The organism is Enterococcus saccharolyticus subsp. saccharolyticus (genome assembly GCF_029023825.1).
Taxonomy (GTDB): Bacteria; Bacillota; Bacilli; order Lactobacillales; family Enterococcaceae; genus Enterococcus_F; species Enterococcus_F saccharolyticus.
The window spans coordinates 979,416-1,004,706 of record NZ_CP118957.1; the positions used below are offsets into that span (position 1 = coordinate 979,416).

The window sequence follows — 25,291 nt, forward strand, 5'->3', positions numbered from 1 at the left end:
TCATGACCATGGAGGCTCGTTGTCAAGGGCAATCGGAACAAAGTGCAAGAATTCTATATACACCTTATAAAATTTGTCAAAATAAGTGTTGCCATTTCAAACTTATAGTTATGATCCAACTGTTTTATAATTTACTGGTAAGGATAAAGTCCATATAATTGTGTAAAAGATAAAAGGCCATGTAAGAGCCCTTTTACGGTACAATGTTTTTAACCACTAAAAACATACCTAGGAGGACTTTACATGACCCAAGTACATTTTACACTGAACAACGAAGAGATTCAAAGTATTATTGAACATTCTGTAAAAGACGATGTTTCTAAAAACATTTTGACCACTGTATTCAATCAATTGATGGAAAACCAGCGAACTGAATACATTCAAGCTGAAGACTATGAACGATCTGAAAGCCGACAAAGCCAACGAAATGGCTACTACGAGCGTGACTTTACGACTCGCGTTGGAACTCTTGAATTACGAGTACCCAGAACACGTGACGGCGAGTTTTCACCAACGGTGTTTGAGCGTTATCAGCGAAATGAAAAAGCGCTGCTCGCTTCAATGCTTGAGATGTATGTTTCAGGCGTTTCAACACGTAAAGTCTCAAAAATCGTTGAAGAACTGTGTGGTAAATCAGTTTCTAAATCCTTTGTCTCTAGTCTGACTGAACAGTTAGACCCAATGGTCAACGAGTGGCAGAACCGCTCACTTTCGGATACAAACTATCCTTACTTGATGACAGATGTTCTCTACATAAAGATTAGAGAAGATAACAGGGTCCTTTCTAAAAGTTGCCATATTGCGATCGGAATTACAGAAGATGGAGACCGAGAAATCATTGGCTTTATGATTCAAAGCGAAGAGAGTGATGATACTTGGTCCATCTTCTTTGAGTACTTAAAAGAACGAGGTTTAAGGGGAACAGAACTCGTAATTTCTGATGCCCATAAAGGCTTAGTGTCTGCGATTCGTAAATCCTTTACCAACGCAAGTTGGCAGAGATGTCAAGTTCACTTCTTAAGAAATATTTTTACAACGATTCCTAAGAAGAACTCTAAACCTTTTAGAGAAGCTGTAAAAGGAATCTTTAAGTTTACAGATATCAATTTAGCACGAGAGGCCAAAAATCGCCTCATAGATGAATACATCGATCAAACAAAATATACAAAAGCTTGCGAAACCTTAGATAATGGCTTCGAAGATGCCTTTCAATACACGGTTTTGGGTAACTCTCACAACCGACTGAAAAGCACCAACCTTCTTGAACGTCTGAACCAAGAAGTACGCAGAAGAGAAAAAATCATTCGAATCTTTCCTAACCATGCTTCAGCCAATCGATTAATTGGAGCAGTCCTTATGGACTTGCATGATGAATGGCTGAGTTCGACAAGAAAGTATATTAAGTTTGGCAAGTAAAAAACAGTGAGAACATTGTATAGTATTTTACACAGGATTATGGACTTGACTCTGGTAAGGAGAGATATTTTTGAAGAAAAATAAACTAAATAATTTTTTTATGATATTAGTATTGTTTATTCCCATTTCAATAGTGACATATTTAGATAAGGATTGGAATATTGTTATAATTTTTCTTATAGCTTCAATAGCAATATTAATATTTATTAATATTGAAGATTTTGAATTATTCAAAATCTCTAAAGAAGGAATCGAAGTAAAAAGGATCCTTCGTGAAGCTAAATTAACATTGGATGAAGCTAATAGGCTGGCTATTAATACTCTAAAGCAAACTTTGCGCCAAGTTATGAAGTTAGGAAATTTTAATGGGTTGGAGGCAGTGACTGAGTATAATTTTTATAATAAATTTTATACAGAATTAAAAGAAAGTGATAGTGAACTAAATGAAATGCTTCAAAGGTTAAAAAATACAACTTATAGACTGATAGCTCTAGACTTATTAATTGTATCTGATGGACTGTTAAAAAATGAAACTAATTCAAAAAAGCTGACAGAACAACAGAGAAGAGAATTAAATGAAATTTGTAATTCTTTAAATCCGGAAAAATTTAAAATAGGTGAAATTAAATATCAGACAGAATTAAAAGATAGACATCTAAACTTCGAATTCATAAATAAACTTGTGTTGAAGATGTTATCCGCTGTAAACGAAGGGGATAGTTATAAATATGATGAGCTTGAGGCGGATATGAATGTATATCTATATTTTTTCAACGTGAGCAAAGAATTAGGAGTAAAAAAGCAAAAATTAAAGAAATCTAAGGATGATATTGTAATTGAGAAGGCTTCTAAAGTAGATACTATACAATAGTAGAATAAAGTAGAGTATTAACATAGTAAATGTAATGTTAATACTTTGCTTTTTTATAAAAAATGTAAATACGATTAAAAGCGGAGTAACCTAGATTGTGGTTACTCCGTTTTTTTGTATAGCTGGGATTATTTCTTTCTATTTTTAGACCGTTTGGTTTTAACCACTAGCATCCATAGTAAATTAAAGAAAATGAAAGAATAAATTGCAGAAGCAATGAAATCACCATTTATAATATACTCAATGAGTATACCTACTATGCTGCCTATAATACCGACTAAAATAATAGTTAAGTATGGGCGTTTATTATAAAAGTTAGATAAATAATTGTATGCTTTTTTCATTGTAGCTACTTAGTCATGTATTTAGTTGCCACTATGCGTCCCATACCATCATATCCTGAACTTTTATAGAAACCGACCCAACCATTGCCGTTTTTATCCCATTTTTTAGCTACGGCATTTCCAGGAGCGTTGCCTAACTTGGTCCATTGTGCAGCATTTAATAATCCGCTTATAGCTAATGCAGGTAGTCCCACTGTTCCAGCAACTACACCTATGCCTGAATATAGAGCAGTGTTTATTGATCCTGCTAACACGCCTGTTGACACGGCTATATTAGTATATGTCCAAGGGCCCCACTTCATAACGTTAGCTGCAGTTTGTATACTTCTTGAACTAATGTTATTTTCTTCGTAAACTACTACAACTGGGCCATCAGGGGTGTTTTCGATAAAAACATTATCTGGTAGTTCTTCTGAATTAAGTAAACTATTCAAATCGTCATAATTCAATTCAGAACCACTTTCAATGATTGATGAAGTTGTTTCTTCATTACCAGTAATATCATCTGCATAAGCTATAGCACCTATTGTTCCTGGTAAAACTGTACTACCTAATGTTAATAAAGATGCTCCTAAAATTAATAATTTCTTCAAATAAAAAACCTCCTTAAATTTATAAATAATTTATAACACAAAAATGTAGATAAAAACCATTTTTGTCCTAAACGTAGTAAATTCATTCCTGAACGTCATATCTTTATATTGTCAGTGCTAAACTAAATTGAACAGTTTTCGATGAATAAGATTGAACACTTTCGCCAAAGAATATCTCCAATCCTGTATACTTTTAAAGGTATCTTAGGTTATTGGAGGACGAAAGGTGAAGAAGAAGTTAATGTTATATTTGGAAATTCAACAGATGAAGGAGCGGGACTTTTCCATCCAACAAATCGCAAAGCAGTTGAAGGTATCCCGCACAACGGTTTATAACTACATGGAGAAGACACCGGAAGAAGCTTTTGAATGGGTCAATTCATTAGGTTCGAGGAAGAAGAAATTGGACCCATACAAGGATTGGATTGTTGCTTGGCTTCAAGAGTATCCGCATCTGAATGCGTCTCAAATACAGGATTGGCTGCTTGAGAAATTCCCCGACTTCACCGTTGGTGAAAGTACGATGCGGTTATATGTGAATCAAATACGCGAAGAATATCAGATAGCTAAAACTAAAGTTGTGAGGCAATACGAGGCGGTCGAAGAACAACCGATGGGAAAACAGGTACAAGTCGATTGGGGCGAAACGCGTCAAAAGACGCAGGATCAAAGAGAAATCAAATTATACTGCATTTGTTTCTTACTTTCCCATTCACGCTACCGCTATGTGGAATGGCAAAACCGCCCCTTTACGACTCGTGATGCCATTCGAAGCCATGAGAATGCTTTCGAATTCTTTGGTGGCATGCCGGAAGAAATCGTTTATGATCAGGACCACCTAATCACTGTGAGTGAGCACGCTGGAGACATGATCCTGACCGCTGAATTCCAAGCGTACAAACAGCAACGGAAGTTCAGAGTCCATTTATGCCGCAAAGCCGACCCCGAATCCAAAGGAAAAGTGGAGAGTACGGTAAAGTATGTGAAACGAAATTTCGCCGATAGCCGGATTTATACGACAATCGAGAACTGGAATGAGCGCTGTTTAGCCTGGTTGGAAAGAACGGGCAACCGAAGGGTTCATGGAACAACAAAAAAGAGACCGGTAGAAGTGTTTCTCCTCGAAAAGCAACACTTAAAACCAGTCTCTAAACTACTCTCAACCGAGAGTATCACCGGTTCAAGTATAACAAGAACGGTAAACAAGGACAATACGGTTTTTTATAAATCAAACCGTTATTCCGTACCACTAGGCACTTACAGACCGAAAGGCCTGAATACAGTGGCTATTGAAATCAAGGAAGATACGAACGATCAAAAACGGCTTATTATCAGAAAACAGCCCGATGGGGAAATTCTGGCGAACCATCCTCTGGAAACTTCAACTGGCAAACTGATCAAAAATAAAAACCATGGGCGCGATCGTTCGAAGGGCATTCAAAGCTATAAGGAAACCGTTGCGCAGCAGTTCAAAGATTTGGAGCTTGCCTCACGATACATTGATATCTTGATGGAGAAGTATCCGCGCTATAAAAGAGACCAACTGGCCGTTCTACAGAAAGCGGCCCTCGAATACCCCACTGTCATTGATGAGGTCCTACAGAAGTGTATGTCTGAACATCTGATGAGTGCGAATGACTTTACGGATGTGGCTAAATACTTGGCTGCCCCTCGGAAAGAGACGCCGCCTGTTCCACCCGTACAAGCAGTCCGATCGGATTGCGCTGATATCAACGTGGAGACGCATCCGATGAGTACCTATACGGAAATTCTGGGAGGTGCCGCCTCATGAATGATAGCATGGACGCGCTGCAGAGCCAGTTCAGACAGCTGCGCTTGGTGGAAACTGCGAGCGAGTTGCCTGAGCTTTTCCGTAAAGCCGAACAGGCCTCCTGGACCTACCGGGAACTGGTGCAGGAGATTGTGTGCTTCGAATTAAGGAAGCGCGAGGAAAAAAGTGTTCAGAAACGATTGAAATGGGCTAAGTTCCCGTACCACAAAACACTGACGGAATTCGACTTATCAGATCAGACTTCTCTGAGTAAACGGCAGCTTACCCAGCTCCAAGAGCTTACTTGGCTTGAGCAGCAGTATAATCTCATCTTTTTGGGTCCGAGCGGTGTGGGGAAAACGCACTTATCCATTGCCTTAGGCATGGAGGCCATCCAGAAGGGATTTCAGGTGACGTTCGTGACAATGGGAGAACTACTCTCCCTTCTGAAAACTGAAGAATTCACGCGAAAAGCGCAGGTCCAGCTCAATCGGATCCGAGCGTCTGATTTAGTGATCATTGATGATTTGATGTATATGGCAATGGATCAAAGGGAAGCTACCCTGTTTTTTCATTTGATCAATCATCTATATGAACGGAGTTCAATCATCTTGACCTCCAATAAGAGCCCCGACCAATGGGGAGAATTATTGGGCGATGAGGGCGTCGCAATGGCTATCCTAGACCGTATTCTGCATCGAGCGGAGGTCGTTCACATGAATGAAGCTAGCTACCGTATGAAGCATCGCCAGAGCATGTTTGTGAGCGAAAGTGTTCAAAATTAATTGGCGTTAACTGTTCAATTCTACTTGACGCTGACATATATGTAATTTTTCAAAAAATACATATACTAATAAATAAAGCTAACACTCATTTATGGAAAAGAATCACTCGAATTTGTATATCATTTGGAATAAGTTATTCCTTTCAAAATAAGATGAAATGATTATAAACTGGTCTTTAGACTGATATTATAGAAAGAAAACTTTGTAGATGATATACTAAAGATATTATATTGTTATCAAGGAGTTACTAAATGAAGGCATCTATAGGCGAATCGTTAGGAGATTATACTAGACATGAGATATTGAGTACCATGGAGTCTGAAAGTCAAAAAATATTTAAGGAGAACCATCCAAAATTTACACCTAATCAACTTATAGAAACTATGAGCAGAAAAGGTATTAAATTTAATTTGATGAGTAGAGAAGAGGCTAAAAAAAGAATTACTGAAAATACTTATTACTTCAAGGTTGGTGTATACCGTCATAATTTTATCAAAGATGAGAATGGTCAATATAGTAATTTAGATTTTGCGCATTTAGATGATTTGGCTATCTTAGATATGCGTTTAAGAAAAATTTTACTAAACATGTCATTGGACTTAGAGCATTCTCTTAAAACATTAGTTAACTCTATTGTAACTATGGATAAGTTGGAAGATGGATACCAGATAGTACAAGATTTTTCAACTACACACAAATTTGATCTTAGTAATATGTACGGGATTTACGATAAGAGATCGCATTATTTAAATCCAGTTAAAAACAAACATAGTAGTTGCACTTCTGTTTGGGTTTTACTAGAACTAATGTCTTTTGGAGAATTATCAAAGTTTTTAGAATTTTACTTTGACAGAACTAAAATATCTAAAAAAAGACTGGTATATCCGGCTAAACTAATACGTTATGCAAAAAATGTTCGGAATGCTGCAGCTCATAATAATCCAATAATATTGAATCTTTCAGGAATGACTAGTATCTCTCCTGATCCTAAAATTATGCAAACTAATCATAAAATGGGTTTAGATAAATCTTTGTACAGAAATCCTAGAATTAATGATATTCTATGCTTATTTTTTCTACATGATATGTACTGTAGTAAAGGAGTAAGAAACCATTTAATATCTGAATTAGAAGCCTTTAAAAAAAGGTGTATGAGAAATGCTTCTTATTATTCGAACAACAATCATCTTAAAGAATTATACAGAAATTTGGAGTTACTAATTGACTACTACAAATTTAAGTGATATCCTCAGTATGAGTAAAAAAGAGGTAGTACTCTTTGCACTCTAGTAGCCTTGAGCAACTAGGTGTTAATTTGAGCTTAATTAATGTTGGTGTACACAATTATTTGTTTTTAACAATTACTGTTAATGGGCACTAACAAAAAAAGAATCCTGTAACCCCAGGATTCTTTTTTTTATTTTAAATTACTTAAGATAAAAACGCCCCACACATTTTATTTTCTCTTCCTATCATATATAAGTATTTTACGCCATACTAAATGCCATTTGATTTTAATTCTCTTTAATTTAGTTGAACGACATCAGCTTTTTTTCTGTAAAAAAGCTGATATATTAACATTATGAAATGAAATATTATAGTAAAAAACACTAGTGTTGCATTAAATTTATAACCTATTCCATGAAACAAAAAAATCCTTTATACTAGCACTTGGATGACTTATCCAAGACCAATAAAAAGGACTACAACATGGATAAGTATAAAACAAATTCTGCATTTAATAAATGGTTTTCTGCCATAAATTTAGAAAATCTTTCTGTTTATTCCAAACAGTTCGTTGCCAGTTACGATTCCTATCGGAAAAAACTCTCTTTTGAAGCAGTATTGAAGCTTTTTCTCTACGCGATTAACGAAGAAAAAGAAAGTTTGCGTGACTTGAGTACGTCTCTCATCAACGAATCACTTCAACTAGAAACCGATGTGGCAACGATTAGTCATAGCCAATTATCTCGGGCATTTAATGCCCTTGAACCTAAAGTATTAGAGGAAATCTTCCAACGGCTTTTAGAAAAAGTCCAACATCAGACAAAACCAACCAAGCGAAATCATCTGTATTTGATTGATTCCAGTACCTTTTCGCTCAGCTTGAACCGTCATAAGTGGGCGACTTTCCGTCAAGCAAAATCAGGTGTCAAGTTACATTCAAACTATTGTTATATGGACGATACCACGATGTATCCAACTGATTTTATCTTAACAAATGCCCATGAACATGATCTCAATCAACTGCCAGTATTGGTGAATCAACCAGAGGCAACTTACGTGTTTGATCGTGGGTATTTGGACTTTGAAAAGATGGATCAGATGCATTGGGATGGCTATTTCTTCGTCACTCGGATTAAAAAAAACACCAAAGTTCACGTGATAGATACTCTGGAAACATCGCCAGAAACAGAAATTCTACGAGACGAGCTGGTTCGTTTAGGATCTAAAACCTATCTGACCACCAATTTCCGACTAGTCACTGTTCAAGATAAGAACGGACGTGTGTATCAATTTATCACCAATCGAATGGACGTCTCTTCAAAAGAAATCTCTGATATGTATCACGCGCGTTGGCAAATTGAATTGTTTTTCAAACACATCAAACAACACATAACCAGTAAAACCTTCTTTTCTCAAAGCGAAAAAGGCGTGCAGAATCAATTGATTTTAACGATGATTTCCGCTCTCCTCACGTTTCTCATCAAATTAGAGACGAAAACGGAAAAATCAGTGTTCCAAATCAAACGATTCTTTCGTTATTTACTGTTTCAGCCCTTTGAATGTTGGCTAGAACAGTTGATTCTCACATGAGAAAAAAGAACAATGGCCCGTTACTTTTGGTTTTCAATTGAATAACAGGTAAAAATTTTTCTGGAAAAAGTCATCCTCTGCGTCAGCGCAGTTTCTTTTGACCTATTTCCAGAAAAAATAGTTTTCAGAATATTCTAAAATACTTTTGTGCAACACTAGTGAAAAATACCATTAAAAAATATTTTTTCCCTCAACGTAGCAAATCTATTCCTGAACGTTATTATTTGTTTGTTACAAAGGCTATTTCTAAGTCTTTAGACTGGTTTTTTAATATTGGATTGATAGAAATAAAAAAACATGTAATAATTAAATAGACAACTAAATAAGAAAGAGTGGGAAATGCGATGAAAAAAACTGGAACAAACAAAGCGATTCAAACAGGACTTACGGCAATCGTTTTATTAGGAGTTGCGATAGCAGGGGCGTTCGTTTTCTTTGAAAAAATTGAAAACGGCTATGTTGGTGTACGTTATTCCATTAACGGTGGCGTTCGTGATGAAACATTAGGACAAGGGATTAAATTTGTTGGTTTGGATAAAGTCACACAATATCCAATTCGTTTACAAACGATTCAAGCGGAAAGTGTTTCGATTGCGACAGCTGATGGTAAAAAAACATCTGTTAATATTAAATATGACTATAAAATTGATCCTACTAAAACTTCAGCAATGTACAAAGAATTTGGGAATATTACCTCTCAAGATATTGAAGAAGGTTGGTTAAAATCAAAATTACAAAAAGAAGCACGTGAAGTGTATTCTCAATATACAATTTTAGATATTCTATCTGGTAAATCTTCTGAAGCAGAAGGGAATTTATTAGAAAACTTTTCTAAATCTGTGGAAACGAAAGGCTTTGTCGTAGAAGATGTGACAGTTGGTGTTCCTGAGATTGATGCAGAAACGCAAAAATCAATTGATGCGATCGTATTGTCGGGTCAAGAAAATGAAAAAGCGAAATTAGATGCAGAAACGAAGAAAACACAAGCAGATGCGAAAGCCTATGAAATCACTAAACAAGCGGAAGCAGAAGCAGAAGCGAATAAGAAAATTGCTGAATCCGTTACTGAAAATCTGATTAAATACGAAGAAGCACAAGCACGTAAAGAGCATGGATGGGTAACTGTCAATGGTGCAACGGCTGTTGTTAAAGATGGTGAGTAAGTATGTTCTTCTTTATTTTTAGAATATTATTGATTGTGTTAGCGAGTGTAGCTGTCTACTCTTTAATTGTAGAACTAAAAAGAAAGAAATCAGAAGATCGTAAAAAGGATCATACTGACAAAAAAGAATATGACGACTGGAATGAATTTTAAAAAGGCGCTGTGACATATATTTTTTAACAATAAAACATCCGAACGATTTAATGGTTCGGATGTTTTTATTTTGACTTATCGTAAGAGTTCTTTGTATAAGCGTAAGACATTTTGATAAAAAATCTTTTCTATTTCAGTGGACGTAAACCCAGCTTTTTGGAAAGCAACTTCAATCGTAGGGAAAATAGTTGCATCTGGTAATTCATGATGGATAGGAATACCATCAAAATCAGAACCAAAGCCGATTACTTCAATGCCACCAACTTTTTTCATGTGTGCTGCGTGAACAACTAATCGTTCAATAAGATGTTGGTTTTGCTGAGAATTTTGTAAAAAATCGGCAGAAAAATTCAAACCAATCACACCGCCACGCGCTGCGATTTTTTTGATTAAATGATCCGGTAGATTGCGAAAATGAGCGCCATGTGCACGCGTATTGGAATGACTGGCTACAAATGGTTGGTTTGTATGCGTGAGCACATCTGTTACCAATTGATCTGAACCATGGGAGACATCGATGATCATTCCTAATTCATTCATTGCTTGAACAATATTAATGCCTGTTTGAGTTAATCCTTGTTGCGTAGCTAAACGTTGTGTGTCTGGATTCCAGTACAGGGCATTTGGAAAGCCCAGTTCGTTTGGATAATTCCAAGTCAAAGTCAACATTCGCACACCTAATTGATAAAATTCTTCTAAATTTTCGATTTTACCCTCTAGCGGAGCGCCTTCTTCCATAGTTAGTAAGGCACTGAGTATTTGCTGTTGCTGATTGTTGATGATTTCTTCATACGTAGTCACTGGTCGAATGAGTGCTGGGTTGTTTTCCATTTCTTGATAGAAGCAATCAATCATATCTTTCGCTGTTTGATAAGGCGACTCTTCGGCTTCTTTGTCTAGAAAAATAGCAAAGTTTTGTAATAAATAATCTGCTTGTTTCATTTTTTCTAAATCAATTTGAAAATTATTTTTCGCTAAATGTTCTGTTGAATTGAAAATTCTCATAATGGTATCGCAATGCATATCGATAACTTTCAATTAAAACACCTCCAAAATGTATCTTCACCGTATCATGAAATGTTAAAATAAACTAGTTATTTTTATAAAAATCGATGAAAATAAACGAACAATTTTGTAATACTAGAAATGAAAAGCTTGAATTAGCAATCTTTTGAGAATAAAGTGTAAAATTACTCTGGAAACTAAGACTATAGTTGGAGTATTCTAAGGGAGGGCTATGATATACTGAATATAAATATAACAAGGGGAGGAGACTTTTTTTGAAAGTACTTCTTTATCTAGAAGGAGAACGAATGCTTGAAAAATCAGGTATCGGTCGTGCCTTTGAACATCAGAAAAAAGCATTGACGTGTGCTGGTGTGGATTATACAGTAGATGCTAGTGATGAGTATGATATTTTACACATCAATACGTATGGTTTTAAGAGTCGTCAAATGATTCGCCGTGCGAAAAAAAATGGTAAAAAAGTTGTCTATCATGCGCATTCAAATGCGGAAGATTTTCGTAATTCATTCATTGGTTCCAATCAAGTTGCTTCATTATATAAAAAGTATTTAATTTATTTGTATTCTCGTAGTGATCATTTAATTACACCCACAACTTATGCGAAAAAAATTTTGGAAAGTTATGGTATTCAGCGACCAATTAGTGTGGTATCTAATGGCATTGATTTAGAGAAATATCAAGTGAGTAAGGAGAAAGAAGCGAAATTTCGCACATTCTTTCAATTGCGTCCAGATCAAAAAGTCATTATTTCTGTGGGGTTATACTTCTATCGTAAGGGCATAACAGATTTTATTGAAGTTGCTAAGCAATTACCCCAATATACATTTATTTGGTTTGGTTACACGCCAATGTATACTATCCCGAAAGATATTCGAGCGATTGTTAAAGGAGATCATCCAGATAATGTGATTTTTCCAGGATATATTAAAGGAGAAATTATTGAAGGCGCCTATTCTAATGCCGATTTATTTTTCTTTCCTTCTTATGAAGAAACAGAAGGGATTGTGGTGTTAGAAGCATTAGCGAGTCATCAAAATGTTTTAGTCCGTGATATTCCTGTTTATGAAGGATGGTTGGAAAAAGATAAAAATGCCTATATGGGTACAACGAATGCTGAATTTTGTCAAAAAATTGCAGATATTGTTGAAAAAAAATTGCCAGATTTAACACAAGCTGGATATGAAACCGCACAATCTAAAAGTATCCAGCAAATAGGAACAGAACTGAAAAAAGTCTATGAAACTGTACTGAAGGGGCATGCAGTAGACAGTCGGAGTTTGGAGGGAATGTCGTGAAGATTGGATTCTTTACAGATACTTACTTGCCTCAAGTAAGTGGTGTTGCTACATCTATTCGGACATTAAAAGATGAATTAGAAAAAATGGGACACGAGGTATTTATTTTTACGACCACAGATCCCAATGCACCCGAATTCGAAGAAGGAATTATTCGAATGCCGAGCGTGCCATTTATTTCATTTAAAGATCGTCGAATTGTGGTACGTGGTATGTGGTATGCGTATTTGATTGCGAAAGAATTAGAACTAGATTTAATTCATACACATACAGAGTTTGGTGCAGGTCTTTTAGGAAAGATGGTTGGGAAGAAGATGCGCATCCCAGTGATTCATACGTACCATACGATGTATGAGGATTACTTACATTATATTGCTAAAGGAAAAGTTGTTCGTCCTGTGCATGTGAAATATTTTTCCCGTTTGTTTGCGAATCATTCGACAGGAGTGGTTTGTCCAAGCGAGCGCGTTATTGAAAAATTAGAAAGTTACGGTGTAGTTGCACCTATGCGTATTATTCCCACGGGGATTGAAATTGAGAAGTTTCAACGTCCAGATATTACGGAAGAAATGAAACAAGAACTACGTTTATCATTAGGAATTACAAAAGATCAGTTGATGGTATTATCATTAAGCCGCATATCTTATGAAAAAAATATTCAAGCAATTATTCAAGGCTTACCAGAAGTGATTGATGTTTTACCTAATGTCCGTATGGTAATTGTAGGAAAAGGTCCGTATAAAGAAGAATTGGAAGAGTTGGTTGTTGAAAAAGAATTAACGGATTATGTTCAATTTGTGGGAGAAGTACCAAACGATGAAGTCGCGTTGTATTATCAAGCAGCCAATTATTTTGTGAGTGCTTCTACGTCAGAGACACAAGGGTTAACCTATACAGAAGCGATGGCTGCCGGAACGCAGATGATTGTTGAAGGAAATGACTATTTAAATAATCTCATTAGTGATTCCTCGTTTGGTGTGACCTTTGAGACAGACGCAGATTTTGCTAATTGCTTCATTGATTACGTCCAAGCAGGTATTTCCAAAAATCAAGAAATATTGGATCAAAAAATGTATGAAATTTCAGCAGAGTATTTTGGAAAAGCAATGATTGAATTCTACAATGATATGCTTGCTTATTATGAAGAACATCATTCAGAAAGTGAGTTAACGGAAACGATGGATAAATTAAAAACTCGTTTTCGATCATTTAAAGGAACTTCTGAATAAATGATATTCAAGTTCACGTTTTTAGCGTATACTAAAAACGTGAACTTTTTTTGAGGGGGAATCAACATGAAAATCGGATTTATTGGAACTGGTGTCATGGGACACGCTATTGTGGAACATTTAATGGCTGCAGGGCATGATTTAGCTGTCTATAATCGAACGAAAAGTAAAACTGATGATCTTGTAGCAAACGGTGCGACGTGGCAAGATTCACCAAAAGCCATAACAGAAGTGAGCGAATTGGTTTTTACAATGGTGGGGTATCCACAAGACGTTGAAGAAACCTATTATCGTAAAGAAACAGGCATTTTTTCAGCTGATGTCAGCGGGAAAATTTTGGTTGATCTCACAACAAGCACGCCTTCTTTGGCTGTTAAAATCGCAGAAACGGCGCTTGAAAAAGGAGCAGAGAGTTTAGACGCTCCTGTCTCAGGTGGAGATTTAGGCGCAAAAAATGGCACATTGACAATTATGGTCGGTGGTTCAGAGCGCGCATATCAACAAGTAGTACCTGTGTTTGAACAATTTGGAAAAACCTATCTGTTGCATGGTGACTCTGGAAAAGGACAACATGCAAAAATGGCCAATCAAATTATGATTGCCGGAACGATGACAGGGATGACAGAAATGCTCGTCTACGCAAATCAAGCGGGTTTAGATTTAGACAAAGTATTGGATACACTAGCTGGTGGTAGTGCGTCTAACTGGTCGATGATTAATTACAGTCCTCGTATCTTAGCAGAAAATTACTCTCCAGGTTTCTTCGTAAAACATTTTGTTAAAGATTTAAAAATTGCTTTGGACGAAGCGAAAAAGATGGGCATCGATTTACCGAGTACAACTTTAGCTGAACAACTCTATGAAAAACTAGAAAATGCAGGTTATGGTGACGATGGAACCCAAGCTTTAATTAAACTTTGGTGGCAAGATGGAAAAAAATCTTAAAATTTAAAAAAATTTTGCAAAAACAATGCACGTGACCCAGTCATTTGATACAATGTAACAGAAATGAAAAAAGGGAGGGACTACGAATGAAAAGTTCGCAATTAGTCGCTATCATCAAACGTCTTGAAGCTATGATTGAAGCGCAAGACAGTGAGGTACAAGTACGTCGTTTTGAAAAAGAAGGCGTAGAAAAATGTATCGTCACTTATGACAACTCGACAGAGACCTTTGAATTAACGGAAGCTGAATCTAATCAGCCGTATCAATTTGACAATGTTGATATTGTTGCAATGGAAATTTACGATTTAATTCAATAGTAAAAAGACGTCTAAAAAGGTAAAAGCGTAAAGCTAGCCCTTTTTAGACGTCTTTTTCATATAATACATTAAAATCACTACTGGATCAATCGTCGTTTTTGTTAACAACAAGGGAGTTGACTGAGGAGGAATTGGCTGAAAGCACTCGTTTGAAGACAGCACACTGGTATGAATAATTTGTCCAAACGAAACTTGATAATATTTTTTCATTGTCGCAGTTAACGGAAGTGAAAAAATAAGCTCTTCTTGTTGAGAAAAGTGATACAATTCTTGGGTTTGTGAGAAAAAAGACTGCAATAATTCCAATTGTTCCATCAATGTTTGTGCAAGTTCAAAATGTAATTGTTCAGATAACCGCACAATACGTTTGGTCATCCAATCAAGAGCGAATGGTTCACTTCCTTGGAAAAAGGTAGTTATTTCTTCCAAACGTTGAGTCATAGGGATATCGTGCATCTCTGGTAGTTGTTTGACAAGTGTATGCATGGTAATATGGTTCACCCAAGGCATCTGATAAATTTCACTAAGAATTTGGCTGACAACTGGAATTTTTTTGTATTGACGAAATGGCCCTAAACTATAGTCAGACATACTATTGGATAATTCTATTCCTGATGCAGAGATCGTGACATAGCTATACTGTAATGTATGATTCATTTGATGATTATAGAGAGGATGATATTTTTGAATCAGCTGACATTCTAAAAGTAATGCATCCAGTTCCGTATCGACTTGAATAATCTCAAAATCGTGGATATTAAAAATCATGCGTAATACTTTTTTTGAATGCTGGTTATTCTTTTGAAAGTAGGTACGGACCCGCTGTTTTAAATTTTTGGCTTTTCCTACATAAATAATCGTGTCGTATTGGTCTTTCATGAGATAAATCCCAGGTGTTGTTGGCAAAATCTTTACTTTTTCTTTTAAATTAGGCAATTGTTGATTTCACGCCATTTCTCTAAGATAATTTGTCTCGAAGATAGCAGAAAAACCAAAGGAAGACAAGTAAAAACAAACTTCTTAAGGTATTTTTTTAATAAATATGGTAAAATTGTTTTGAAAATCAAAGTATTTGAAAGGGAAATATTTTTTTATATTTACAGAAAATAAGATGGAAATTTAAAAAAAACTGAAAATACTCTTGCTTTTCTAAAAAATATGAATTATAGTTTGATTGTCAAATGATTTGATAATCAAAGTATTCGGGTGGTGAAGCAATGAAACCAGATTTTGAAAGAATTAATAGCTTACTAGTGGATGTCTTTAATGACATTTTAGTAATCGAAGAATCAGAATTAAAGAAGTCACGTTTTAATGACTTGTCGATTACTGAAATGCACACCATCGAAGCGATTGGTATGTACAAAAAAAAGACAACTTCTGAAGTTGCGAAAGAACTTTCAATTACAGTGGGTACATTGACCATCGCGATTAATCGATTAGTGAAAAAAGGCTACGTTGAACGTATTCGTAGTGAAGACGATCGACGAGTTGTCAAGTTATCGTTGACAAAAAAAGGGAAATTATTGTATCGTGTGCATCAACATTTTCATAGTCAAATGATTAAGGAAATATTGGTGAACATGGAAGAAGATGAACAACATGCTTTATTGCAAGCATTAGATAATCTTCATCAATTCTTACAAGAATATAAGTGAGCGTATGTATATGACAAATTTTGGACAGATTACTGCAACAGCGAGTTACGTTCCTGAAAAAATCGTAACCAATGATCAGTTAGCAGAAATCATGGACACGAGCGATGAATGGATTTATTCTCGCACAGGAATAAAAACACGACATATTGCGACAGACGAGAATACTTCTGATCTATGTATCCATGTTGCTAAGCAATTAGTACAAAAAAGCGGTACAGCTCCAGAGGAATTAGATTTTATTCTTGTTGCAACAATGTCCCCGGATTACAATTCACCTTCTGTGGCATGTATGGTGCAAGGTGCAATCGGTGCAACAAATGCCTTAGCATTTGATTTGAGTGCTGCATGTGCAGGGTTTGTATATGCATTATCAATGGGTGAAAAAATGATTCGTACTGGTTCCAAAAAAGGGTTGATAATTGGTGGCGAAGTTCTTTCTAAAGTTCTTGACTGGCAAGATCGTTCAACAGCGGTGTTGTTTGGTGATGGAGCAGGAGGCGTGTTGTTAGAAGCAACTCAAGAGCAACATCTCTTAAAAGAAAGCTTACGTGCAGATGGTACAAGAGGTATGTCATTAACTTCAGGTTACCGTGCAATTGATAGTCCTTATGGATCAGTAAATACTGGCCAAAGCTCTTGTTTGACAATGGCTGGCCGAGACATCTTCGACTTTGCAACGCGTGATGTAGCCAAAGCGATTGATGAATTGATTGAAGAAGACAAAGAAGATATTGATTATTTCTTACTTCATCAAGCAAATTCGCGTATTTTAGATAAAATTGCGCGAAAAATTAAAGTTCCTAGAGAAAAGTTCTTACAGAATATGGATAAATATGGCAATACATCAGGTGCAACAATTCCATTATTGTTAGATGAAGCCGTTACCTCAGGAACATTGACATTAGGCAGCAACCAAAAAGTGGTACTTTCAGGTTTTGGTGGTGGGTTGACATGGGGAACTGTGTTACTTACTTTGTAAACCTGTAGTCATATAAAATTAAAAATGAACAAAACAATTGGAGGAATATAAACATGGTATTCGAAAAAATTCAAGACATCGTAGCAGAAGAATTAGGTAAAGATAAAGAAGAAATCAAATTAACAACAAACATTCAAGAAGATTTAGAAGCAGATAGCTTAGATTTATTCCAAATCATTAACGAAATTGAAGATGAATTTGATGTGAAAATTGAAGTTGAAGACGGAATTAAAACTGTTGAAGACTTAGTGAAATACGTAGAACAACAACAAGCTTAATTTTTAAGGCTGGGCCAAAAGCCTAGCCTTTCCTTTTATGTAGAAAATCCAACGTTGAGTAGATATGACTCGAATACTTATCCTCAAATATCAACGGGAATTTAAAGGAGAGAAACATGAAGACAGCTTTCTTATTTAGTGGCCAAGGTGCTCAATATGTTGGCATGGGACAAGAATTATTTGATCAAGAAGAAATTGTTCGTCAAACATTTGATGAAGCAAGTGACGTCTTAGGCTACGATATGGCAGAATTATGTTTTACAGAAAATGAACGATTAAATCAAACAGAATATACTCAGCCCGCGATTCTAACGGTTAGTGTGGCTTTTTGGCGTTTATTAGAAGCCAAAGGGTATCATGCAGATGCTGTCGCTGGATTAAGTCTAGGAGAGTACACTGCCTTAGTAGCAAGTGGTGCGTTAGATTTTAAAACAGCGGTCGCTTTAGTTGCTAAACGTGGTTCATATATGGCAACAGCTGCACCACAAGGAACAGGTAAAATGGTTGCAGTCATGAATGCACCGATTGAAACAATTGAAGAAGCGTGTAAACAAGCAAGTGAAAGAGGAATTGTTTCACCTGCAAACTACAATACACCACAACAAATTGTGATTGGCGGTGAAGTAGTAGCCGTTGATGAAGCAGTTGAACGGTTAAAAGAAGCTGGCGTGAAACGTATGATTCCATTAAATGTGAGTGGTCCATTCCACACAGCGCTATTAAAACCAGCAGCAGATAAACTAAAAGTTGCTTTAGAAGAAGTGACATTTAATGAGATGACTGTCCCGGTTATTAGTAACACAACTGCTCAAGTCATGCAACAAGATGAAATCAAAGAGTTGTTGGAACGTCAAGTGATGTCGCCAGTTCGCTTTTATGAAAGCGTAGCAACATTAAAAGAATTAGGTGTGGAGCGTATCATTGAGATTGGTCCCGGTAAAGTACTTTCAGGTTTTATCAAAAAAATTGACAAAACATTAGTCATGTCTCGTGTAGAAGATAGTAACACGCTACAAGAGACGGAGGCAGGATTATCCTAGGAGGAAAAAATGGAATTAAAAGATAAAACGGTTTTTGTTACAGGTAGTACGCGAGGCATTGGTTTAGCTATCGCAAAAGCATTCGCTCAAGAAGGCGCAAATATCGTCTTAAATGGTCGCCGTGAAATCTCTGAAGAACTGATCGCTTCGATTGAAGCATTTGGTGTAAAATGTGTGGGCGTTTCAGGTGACATTTCAGATTTCAAAAATGCTGGTGAAATGATTAAAGAAGCAGAAGAAAAATTAGGTGTTGTAGCTGTTTTGGTTAATAATGCGGGAATTACGAACGATAAATTATTACTTCGTATGACTGAAGAAGATTTTGAGCAAGTCTTAAAAATCAATTTAACAGGGACATTCAACATGACACAACAAGTTATGAAAAAAATGTTGAAACAACGTGAAGGTGTAATTATCAACCTTTCAAGTGTTTCTGGATTAATGGGAAATGCAGGTCAAGCAAACTATGCAGCAAGTAAAGCAGGGGTCGTTGGTTTTACTAAATCAGTAGCTAGAGAAGTAGCGCCAAGAGGGATTACTTGTAACGCTATTGCACCTGGATTTATCCAAACAGATATGACGGATGTTTTATCTGATAAAGTGAAAGAACAAGTGACACAAACTATTCCATTACAACGTTTTGGAAATGTTGAAGATATTGCCAAAGCTGCTATTTTCTTAGCAAAAAGTCCATATATCACTGGTCAAGTTTTAAATGTTGACGGTGGATTGGTCATGCACGGTTAAGAGAGGAGAAAATTTATGAATCGAGTAGTAATTACAGGTTATGGTGTGGTTTCCCCAATCGGAAATGATCCAGAATCATTCTTAACAAGTTTAAAAGAAGGAACCAATGGGATTGGTCCGATTACAAAATTTGACGCCGAAGCAACAGGTATTTCAGTTGCCGGTGAAGTAAAAGATTTTCCATTAGAAAAATATTTCATTAAAAAAGACACAAAACGTATGGATGAATTCTCATTATATGGTATTCATGCAGCATTAGATGCGATTGAAATGGCTAAATTAGATACAAAAGCTATCGATGCAGACCGTTTTGGTGTCATGGTTGGTTCAGGAATTGGTGGTTTGCCAACAATTCAAGACCAAGTGACACGTATGAATGCAAAAGGACCAAAACGTGTTTCACCAATGTTTGTACCAATGTCTATCGTTAATATGGTTGCAGGAAACATTGCTTTACGCGTAGGTGCGCGAGGAATTTGTACAACAACTGTAACCGCTTGTGCTTCAGGAACACATTCTGTAGGTGAAGCGTTCCGTAACATTAAACATGGTTATGCGGATGTGATGCTTGCTGGTGGTTCAGAAGCGACAATTTGTGAAATCGGGATTGCTGGTTTTGCTTCATTAACAGCTTTAACGACTGAATCTGATCCAAATAAAGCATCAACACCGTTTGATAAAGACCGTAGTGGTTTTGTTATGGGTGAAGGAGCCGGTGTTCTATTATTAGAATCATTAGACCATGCTTTAGCACGTGGTGCGAATATTTTAGGTGAAGTTGTAGGATATGGAGCAAACTGCGATGCGTATCACATGACTGCGCCAAATCCAGATGGTTCAGGTGCAGGTAAAGCGATGAAATTAGCAATGTCAGAAGCTGGAATTGCACCTTCAGAAGTTGGCTATATCAATGCCCATGGCACAAGTACGCCTGCTAATGATGTATCTGAAGCAACTGCTATTCATTATGGATTAGGAGATAGCTACAAAGATACGTATGTAAGTAGTACAAAATCAATGACTGGTCACTTATTAGGTGCAGCCGGTGGTGTGGAAGCTGTTGCAACTCTATTAGCGTTACAACATCAATTTATCCCACCAAATATTAATGTGACAGAGCAAGATCCAGAGATTGATTTGAACGTTGTGATTAATGAAAGCAAACCTGCTGAATTAACTTATGCAATGAGCAACTCACTTGGATTTGGTGGTCACAACGCAGTTATTTTGATGAAACGTTGGGAGGCATAAGGATGGAACTAAATGAGTTAAAGGACTTACTTTCTCTTTTTGATCAATCCACATTAACTGAATTTAATCTAAAAGATGGAAACTTTGAATTATATCTAAGCAAAAACAATGTAGCTCGCGCACAAACTGCTGTGCCAGCAGCACAACCGGCACCTGTGCAACAGTCTCAAGTGATTGAGGCAGTTCAACCTGCTGCAGCGCCTGTTCAAGCAACACCAGCGCAACCAGTACCAGAAGTGATTGCTGGAACAGAAATTGTTTCACCATTAGTTGGTGTGACTTATTTAAAACCAAGTCCAGATAAACCAAACTTCAAACAAGTTGGCGATCGTGTGCAAAAAGGCGATGTTGTTTGTATCGTCGAAGCAATGAAAGTTATGAATGAAATTACAAGTGATATTTCCGGTGAAATCGTAGAAGTCTTAGTAGAAAACGAGCAAGTAGTTGAATTTAATCAACCATTGTTCCGTGTGAAAGAAGGTTAATTATGACTGTATTGAATATTCAAGAAATCAAAGAAATTATCCCTCATCGTTATCCGATGTTATTAATCGATCGTGTGGAAGAATTAGTAGACGGTGAACGTGTTGTTGCCAAGAAAAACGTAACGATCAATGAACCTTTCTTCCAAGGTCATTTTCCTCACGAACCAGTAATGCCTGGTGTATTAATTGTTGAGGCAATGGCTCAAGCTGGCGCAGTTGCGTTGTTATCATTAGAGCAATTTCGTGGTAAAACAGCTTATTTTGGTGGAATTGACAAAGCGAAATTCCGTAAAAAAGTAACACCTGGAGACACATTAATTCTAGAAGTGGAAATCATTAAAGTAAAAGCTTCTGCAGGAATTGGTAAAGGTGTAGCGAAAGTGGATGGCAAGAAAGTTGCCGAAGCTGAATTAACCTTCATGATTGGATAGGTGACTTATGTTTTCAAAGATATTAATTGCAAATCGCGGAGAAATTGCAGTACGTATTATTCGCGCTTGTCGTGAATTAGGCGTACGAACAGTCGCAGTTTACTCAGAAGCGGATAAAAATGCATTACATGCTGAATTAGCAGATGAAGCTATTTGTATTGGCCCTGCCAAAGCATCGGATTCATATTTGAATGTACAGCAAATTTTAAGTGCAGCGATTGTTACAAAAGCGGAAGCAATTCACCCTGGATTTGGCTTTCTGTCTGAAAATAGTCGTTTTGCATCGATGTGTGAAGAATGCAATATTGTCTTCATTGGACCAAAAAGCAAGACGATTGACGATATGGGAAATAAAATTAATGCGCGTCGTTTGATGATTGAAGCAAACGTACCAGTTATTCCAGGAAGTGCTGGTGCAGTAGCTGACGTAGAAGAAGCATTAACCATCGCTGAAGAGATTGGCTATCCTGTAATGCTTAAAGCTGCAGCAGGTGGTGGTGGTAAAGGAATTCGTAAAGTATTAGCGAAAGAAGAATTACCACAACACTTCTCATCTGCGCAACAAGAAGCAAAAGCAGCGTTTGGCAATGATGATATGTACATCGAAAAAATTGTTTATCCTGCACGTCATATTGAAGTGCAAATTTTAGGCGATAGTTTTGGCAATATTATTCATTTGGGTGAACGTGATTGTTCCTTACAACGTAACAATCAAAAAGTATTAGAAGAATCACCATCTGTGGTGATTTCTGAAGAAAAACGTCAAGAAATTGGGATGGCAGCAGTCCGTGCGGCACAAGCTGTTTCTTATCAAAATGCGGGAACAATTGAGTTTCTAATGGATGAATCTGGTTCATTTTACTTTATGGAAATGAATACACGTATTCAAGTAGAACACCCAATCACTGAAATGGTTACCGGCGTAGACTTAGTGAAAAAACAATTGGAAATTGCAAGCGGAGAAGAATTAGGCCTTAAGCAAGAAGATATTGTTTTAACGGGTCATGCGATTGAATGCCGCATTAATGCAGAAAATCCTGCATTTAATTTTGCACCATCACCAGGTAAAATTCATAATTTATTGCTACCAAGTGGCGGGATGGGCTTACGTGTCGATAGTGCGATGTATTCAGGATATACGATTCCACCATATTATGATTCAATGATTGCTAAAGTTATTGTACATGGGGATAATCGTTTTGAAGCGTTGATGAAAATGCAACGCGCATTAAGTGAATTAGTGACAGACGGTGTGGTGACGAATGCAGAATTTCAATTGGATTTAATTAGTCATCCAAAAGTGATTGCTGGTGATTACAGTACTGCATTCTTACAAGAAGAATTTTTACCAAATTGGACGCCTGAAGTTTAGGAGGGAAATCTATGGCATTATTCAAGAAGAAAAAGGATTATATTCGTATTAATCCAAATCGAGACACAACGCCAATCAATGAACCTTCTGTGCCAGATAACATGTGGGCGAAATGTCCAAGTTGTAAACACACCCTTTATACCAAAGAAATTGGGGCAGAAAAAGTCTGCCCTAATTGTGGTTATAATTTCCGTATTACAGCTTGGGAAAGAATTGCTTTGACGATTGACGAAAAAAGTTTTGAAGAATGGGATACCGACATCGAAACCAACGATCCGTTAGATTTCCCAAATTACAAAGAAAAAATCCAACAAATGCGGGAAAAAACGCATTTACATGAAGCAGTACTAACTGGAAAAGCAGCTGTTTTAGGTGAAGAGGTTGCATTAGGAATCATGGATTCACATTTTATTATGGGAAGCATGGGAACTGTTGTCGGCGAAAAAATTACGCGACTCTTTGAAAAAGCGACCGAACTGGGCTTACCAGTTGTTTTATTTACAGCTTCTGGCGGTGCGAGAATGCAAGAAGGAATTTTTTCATTAATGCAAATGGCAAAAATTTCTGCAGCAGTGAAGCGCCACAGTAATAAAGGATTGTTTTATTTAACGATTTTAACTGATCCGACAACTGGTGGTGTTACGGCAAGTTTTGCGATGGAAGGCGATGTTATTTTAGCAGAACCGCAAGCTTTAATTGGTTTTGCGGGTCGTCGCGTGATTGAACAAACGATTAAACAAGAATTACCAGAAGACTTCCAAAAAGCGGAATTCTTATTGGAGCATGGTTTTGTTGATCAAATCGTCCAACGTACAGAATTGCGTGATCGCATTCATTCTTTAGTGAAAATGCATACGATGAAAGGATGGCGTGAATAATGGGTAGACCAGCACATGAAATTGTTCAATTAGCGCGCGCAAAAGAGCGTTTAACCGCATTGGACTACTTTGAGCGCATCTTTGACAATTATCAAGAATTTCACGGCGACCGTTTATTTGCAGATGATGAAGCAGTTGTTGGCGGTGTTGCACTGTTAGATGATAAACCTGTGACGGTCATTGGTATTCAAAAAGGTCGTAATTTACCTGAAAACTTAAAACGTAATTTTGGCTCGCCACATCCAGAAGGATACCGCAAAGCATTGCGTTTGATGAAACAAGCAGAGAAGTTTAATCGACCAGTGATTACTTTTGTGAATACAGCAGGTGCTTTCTGTGGGATTGGTGCGGAAGAACGTGGTGAAGGTGAAGCAATTGCTCGCAATCTATTGGAAATGTCTGATTTAAAAGTTCCAATTATTGCTATTATCATTGGTGAAGGTGGTAGTGGTGGAGCATTGGCTTTGGCATTAGGTGATGAGGTCTGGATGATGGAACATTCTATCTATGCTGTATTATCTCCAGAAGGATTTGCTTCAATTCTTTGGAAAGACGGTAGTCGTGCGAAAGAAGCGGCCGATTTAATGAAAATCACCGCGCAAGAATTAAAAGAATTAGGAATTGTGGAACGTGTGATTCCTGAAACATTCCGTGGGGAGCCTTTGTCAGAGGCAGCGATTGTCAAACGAATGAAATCTGATTTGGTTCGTAAGTTGAAAGAGTTGTCAGCAAAAGAGTTACCAGAATTGTTAGAAGGACGTTATCAACGATTTAGAAAATATTAAACAAGCAATCACTGAATCTCTGTTGATTCAGTGGTTTTTTATGTAAAAATTTGTGCTAAAATATCATTGAGGTGAGTCATTTGCAAGAAAATTATTGTCGACTATCAAAAGTCATTCAAACCCATCGGATTTTTCCATTTGATTTGAACCCATTCGGTTTTTTATTTGGTGGAAAATTAATGACGTTCATTGACGATGCAGCATCAATTTCAGTCACCAGACATTGTCGTCGAGGCGCAGTTACTGCATCATTAGATCAATTAAACTTCTTAAAACCATTACATAATAATCATTCGGTTTGTATTGAATCTTATGTATCAGGGGCGCATAATCGTTCGATGGAAGTATTTGTCAAAGTAATTGGTGAAGATTTGGTAACAGGAGAACGTTATCTGGCAGCAACGTGTTTTACCACATTTGTTGCAGTACCTTCGCATATGAATGAAGAGACAGAATTTACTGTTCCAAAAGTAATTCCTGAAACAAAAGAAGAAGAAATGGTTTGTGGAGGCTATGAAAAGCGTCGAACTAGTCGTTTAGAGGAACGTGTAGCCTACAAAGAGTTTGCAGCGAATTTATCCATTGATTTGCCATGGTCAGAATAAAAATTGTGTCATAAATAAAAAACAAAAGACTTTCAAAATGAAGCGTTACGCTCTATTT

The 25,291-nt window shown here is 36.8% G+C and carries 26 protein-coding genes; 23 read left to right on the forward strand and 3 right to left on the reverse strand.

The window, feature by feature from the left end:
• Positions 1–243: 243 nt before the first annotated feature.
• Together PYW32_RS05150 and PYW32_RS05155 are read left to right on the forward strand one after the other, a co-directional pair.
• Positions 244–1,416 (forward strand): IS256 family transposase, encoded by a 1,173-nt coding sequence (locus tag PYW32_RS05150; protein ID WP_016175400.1) that lies wholly within the window; start codon positions 244–246, stop codon positions 1,414–1,416.
• A gap of 70 nt (positions 1,417–1,486) precedes the next feature.
• A complete protein-coding gene (locus tag PYW32_RS05155; protein WP_016175399.1) occupies positions 1,487–2,287 on the forward strand; it encodes a hypothetical protein in 801 nt (266 codons plus the stop codon).
• A gap of 349 nt (positions 2,288–2,636) precedes the next feature.
• Here the strand turns inward: PYW32_RS05155 and PYW32_RS05160 are convergent, their stop codons facing one another.
• Positions 2,637–3,224, reverse strand: coding sequence for a hypothetical protein (locus tag PYW32_RS05160; RefSeq protein ID WP_016175398.1), 588 nt, complete (start codon positions 3,222–3,224; stop codon positions 2,637–2,639).
• A gap of 241 nt (positions 3,225–3,465) precedes the next feature.
• Here PYW32_RS05160 and istA point away from each other — a divergent pair, with 241 nt between their 5' ends.
• The 5 genes from istA (at position 3,466) to PYW32_RS05185 (ending at position 9,760) form a co-directional block, all read left to right on the forward strand.
• Complete coding sequence (gene istA / locus PYW32_RS05165; RefSeq protein ID WP_245558575.1) at positions 3,466–5,016, forward strand: IS21 family transposase; 1,551 nt, start codon at positions 3,466–3,468, stop codon at positions 5,014–5,016.
• The gene (gene istB / locus PYW32_RS05170; RefSeq protein ID WP_016252698.1) at positions 5,013–5,780 is read left to right on the forward strand and encodes an IS21-like element helper ATPase IstB; all 768 of its coding nucleotides are present in this window, start codon (positions 5,013–5,015) and stop codon (positions 5,778–5,780) included. The genes istA and istB overlap by 4 nt, the downstream gene beginning before the upstream one ends.
• Positions 5,781–6,031: 251 nt before the next feature.
• Positions 6,032–7,024, forward strand: coding sequence for an Abi family protein (locus PYW32_RS05175; protein WP_016175395.1), 993 nt, complete (start codon positions 6,032–6,034; stop codon positions 7,022–7,024).
• A gap of 466 nt (positions 7,025–7,490) precedes the next feature.
• Positions 7,491–8,597, forward strand: coding sequence for an IS4 family transposase (locus tag PYW32_RS05180; RefSeq protein ID WP_016175394.1), 1,107 nt, complete (start codon positions 7,491–7,493; stop codon positions 8,595–8,597).
• A gap of 344 nt (positions 8,598–8,941) precedes the next feature.
• Positions 8,942–9,760, forward strand: a complete 819-nt coding sequence (locus PYW32_RS05185) for an SPFH domain-containing protein (RefSeq protein WP_016175393.1) — start codon at positions 8,942–8,944, stop codon at positions 9,758–9,760.
• 227 nt (positions 9,761–9,987) lie between these two features.
• On the opposite strand, the gene PYW32_RS05190 is transcribed toward PYW32_RS05185, so the two are convergent.
• Positions 9,988–10,950 carry a dipeptidase gene (locus tag PYW32_RS05190; RefSeq protein ID WP_016175391.1) on the reverse strand — a complete coding sequence of 321 codons (963 nt, stop codon included), beginning with the start codon at positions 10,948–10,950 and terminating at the stop codon, positions 9,988–9,990.
• A 242-nt stretch (positions 10,951–11,192) separates the two neighbouring features.
• Between PYW32_RS05190 and PYW32_RS05195 the strand changes: the two genes are divergently transcribed.
• From PYW32_RS05195 to PYW32_RS05210, 4 genes are all read left to right on the forward strand, one after another.
• Positions 11,193–12,233, forward strand: a complete 1,041-nt coding sequence (locus PYW32_RS05195) for an LTA glycolipid anchor biosynthesis glycosyltransferase, IagA/BgsA family (RefSeq protein ID WP_016175390.1) — start codon at positions 11,193–11,195, stop codon at positions 12,231–12,233.
• Entirely contained in the window at positions 12,230–13,462 is a 1,233-nt protein-coding gene (locus PYW32_RS05200) for a glycosyltransferase family 4 protein (RefSeq protein ID WP_016175389.1), read from the forward strand. The genes PYW32_RS05195 and PYW32_RS05200 overlap by 4 nt, the downstream gene beginning before the upstream one ends.
• 66 nt (positions 13,463–13,528) lie before the next feature.
• Positions 13,529–14,407 carry an NAD(P)-dependent oxidoreductase gene (locus tag PYW32_RS05205; protein WP_016175388.1) on the forward strand — a complete coding sequence of 293 codons (879 nt, stop codon included), beginning with the start codon at positions 13,529–13,531 and terminating at the stop codon, positions 14,405–14,407.
• A gap of 86 nt (positions 14,408–14,493) precedes the next feature.
• On the forward strand, positions 14,494–14,724 hold the full coding sequence (locus tag PYW32_RS05210) for a YkuJ family protein (protein WP_016175387.1): 231 nt from the start codon (positions 14,494–14,496) through the stop codon (positions 14,722–14,724).
• A 33-nt stretch (positions 14,725–14,757) separates the two neighbouring features.
• On the opposite strand, the gene PYW32_RS05215 is transcribed toward PYW32_RS05210, so the two are convergent.
• Entirely contained in the window at positions 14,758–15,630 is an 873-nt protein-coding gene (locus PYW32_RS05215; RefSeq protein WP_154650060.1) for a GIY-YIG nuclease family protein, read from the reverse strand.
• A 311-nt stretch (positions 15,631–15,941) separates the two neighbouring features.
• Between PYW32_RS05215 and fabT the strand changes: the two genes are divergently transcribed.
• From fabT to PYW32_RS05275, 12 genes are all read left to right on the forward strand, one after another.
• Positions 15,942–16,382, forward strand: a complete 441-nt coding sequence (fabT, locus tag PYW32_RS05220; RefSeq protein WP_016175385.1) for a fatty acid biosynthesis transcriptional regulator FabT — start codon at positions 15,942–15,944, stop codon at positions 16,380–16,382.
• A 10-nt stretch (positions 16,383–16,392) separates the two neighbouring features.
• Entirely contained in the window at positions 16,393–17,361 is a 969-nt protein-coding gene (locus PYW32_RS05225) for a beta-ketoacyl-ACP synthase III (RefSeq protein ID WP_016175384.1), read from the forward strand.
• A gap of 53 nt (positions 17,362–17,414) precedes the next feature.
• Entirely contained in the window at positions 17,415–17,639 is a 225-nt protein-coding gene (locus PYW32_RS05230; protein ID WP_016175383.1) for an acyl carrier protein, read from the forward strand.
• A gap of 116 nt (positions 17,640–17,755) precedes the next feature.
• Complete coding sequence (fabD, locus tag PYW32_RS05235; RefSeq protein WP_016175382.1) at positions 17,756–18,679, forward strand: ACP S-malonyltransferase; 924 nt, start codon at positions 17,756–17,758, stop codon at positions 18,677–18,679.
• Positions 18,680–18,688: 9 nt separating this feature from the next.
• Positions 18,689–19,426: a 3-oxoacyl-[acyl-carrier-protein] reductase gene (gene fabG, locus PYW32_RS05240; RefSeq protein ID WP_016175381.1), complete on the forward strand. Its 738-nt coding sequence runs from the start codon at positions 18,689–18,691 to the stop codon at positions 19,424–19,426.
• Between the two features lie 15 nt (positions 19,427–19,441).
• A complete protein-coding gene (gene fabF, locus PYW32_RS05245; RefSeq protein WP_016175380.1) occupies positions 19,442–20,677 on the forward strand; it encodes a beta-ketoacyl-ACP synthase II in 1,236 nt (411 codons plus the stop codon).
• 2 nt (positions 20,678–20,679) lie between these two features.
• Positions 20,680–21,162: an acetyl-CoA carboxylase biotin carboxyl carrier protein gene (gene accB, locus PYW32_RS05250; RefSeq protein ID WP_016175379.1), complete on the forward strand. Its 483-nt coding sequence runs from the start codon at positions 20,680–20,682 to the stop codon at positions 21,160–21,162.
• Between the two features lie 11 nt (positions 21,163–21,173).
• Entirely contained in the window at positions 21,174–21,593 is a 420-nt protein-coding gene (gene fabZ / locus PYW32_RS05255; RefSeq protein ID WP_207940632.1) for a 3-hydroxyacyl-ACP dehydratase FabZ, read from the forward strand.
• Between the two features lie 7 nt (positions 21,594–21,600).
• The gene (locus PYW32_RS05260) at positions 21,601–22,965 is read left to right on the forward strand and encodes an acetyl-CoA carboxylase biotin carboxylase subunit (protein WP_016175377.1); all 1,365 of its coding nucleotides are present in this window, start codon (positions 21,601–21,603) and stop codon (positions 22,963–22,965) included.
• A gap of 11 nt (positions 22,966–22,976) precedes the next feature.
• Positions 22,977–23,843 (forward strand): acetyl-CoA carboxylase, carboxyltransferase subunit beta, encoded by an 867-nt coding sequence (accD, locus tag PYW32_RS05265; protein ID WP_016175376.1) that lies wholly within the window; start codon positions 22,977–22,979, stop codon positions 23,841–23,843.
• Positions 23,843–24,628, forward strand: coding sequence for an acetyl-CoA carboxylase carboxyl transferase subunit alpha (locus PYW32_RS05270; protein WP_016175375.1), 786 nt, complete (start codon positions 23,843–23,845; stop codon positions 24,626–24,628). Before accD ends, PYW32_RS05270 begins: the two co-directional genes overlap by 1 nt.
• Positions 24,629–24,708: 80 nt before the next feature.
• The gene (locus PYW32_RS05275) at positions 24,709–25,233 is read left to right on the forward strand and encodes an acyl-CoA thioesterase (RefSeq protein ID WP_016175374.1); all 525 of its coding nucleotides are present in this window, start codon (positions 24,709–24,711) and stop codon (positions 25,231–25,233) included.
• The last annotated feature ends 58 nt before the right edge of the window (positions 25,234–25,291 follow it).

Bases quoted from the DNA above. Each gene is read 5' to 3' on its own strand.
- PYW32_RS05180 (WP_016175394.1), top strand. From the start codon at position 7,491: ATGGATAAGTATAAAACAAATTCTGCATTTAATAAATGGTTTTCTGCC.
- PYW32_RS05210 (WP_016175387.1), top strand. From the start codon at position 14,494: ATGAAAAGTTCGCAATTAGTCGCTATCATCAAACGTCTTGAAGCTATG.
- PYW32_RS05150 (WP_016175400.1), top strand. From the start codon at position 244: ATGACCCAAGTACATTTTACACTGAACAACGAAGAGATTCAAAGTATT.
- fabT (WP_016175385.1), top strand. From the start codon at position 15,942: ATGAAACCAGATTTTGAAAGAATTAATAGCTTACTAGTGGATGTCTTT.
- PYW32_RS05225 (WP_016175384.1), top strand. From the start codon at position 16,393: ATGACAAATTTTGGACAGATTACTGCAACAGCGAGTTACGTTCCTGAA.
- PYW32_RS05270 (WP_016175375.1), top strand. From the start codon at position 23,843: ATGGGTAGACCAGCACATGAAATTGTTCAATTAGCGCGCGCAAAAGAG.
- fabG (WP_016175381.1), top strand. From the start codon at position 18,689: ATGGAATTAAAAGATAAAACGGTTTTTGTTACAGGTAGTACGCGAGGC.
- accB (WP_016175379.1), top strand. From the start codon at position 20,680: ATGGAACTAAATGAGTTAAAGGACTTACTTTCTCTTTTTGATCAATCC.
- PYW32_RS05175 (WP_016175395.1), top strand. From the start codon at position 6,032: ATGAAGGCATCTATAGGCGAATCGTTAGGAGATTATACTAGACATGAG.
- istB (WP_016252698.1), top strand. From the start codon at position 5,013: ATGAATGATAGCATGGACGCGCTGCAGAGCCAGTTCAGACAGCTGCGC.
- PYW32_RS05185 (WP_016175393.1), top strand. From the start codon at position 8,942: ATGAAAAAAACTGGAACAAACAAAGCGATTCAAACAGGACTTACGGCA.
- accD (WP_016175376.1), top strand. From the start codon at position 22,977: ATGGCATTATTCAAGAAGAAAAAGGATTATATTCGTATTAATCCAAAT.
- fabD (WP_016175382.1), top strand. From the start codon at position 17,756: ATGAAGACAGCTTTCTTATTTAGTGGCCAAGGTGCTCAATATGTTGGC.
- istA (WP_245558575.1), top strand. From the start codon at position 3,466: ATGTTATATTTGGAAATTCAACAGATGAAGGAGCGGGACTTTTCCATC.
- PYW32_RS05260 (WP_016175377.1), top strand. From the start codon at position 21,601: ATGTTTTCAAAGATATTAATTGCAAATCGCGGAGAAATTGCAGTACGT.
- PYW32_RS05230 (WP_016175383.1), top strand. From the start codon at position 17,415: ATGGTATTCGAAAAAATTCAAGACATCGTAGCAGAAGAATTAGGTAAA.
- fabF (WP_016175380.1), top strand. From the start codon at position 19,442: ATGAATCGAGTAGTAATTACAGGTTATGGTGTGGTTTCCCCAATCGGA.
- PYW32_RS05205 (WP_016175388.1), top strand. From the start codon at position 13,529: ATGAAAATCGGATTTATTGGAACTGGTGTCATGGGACACGCTATTGTG.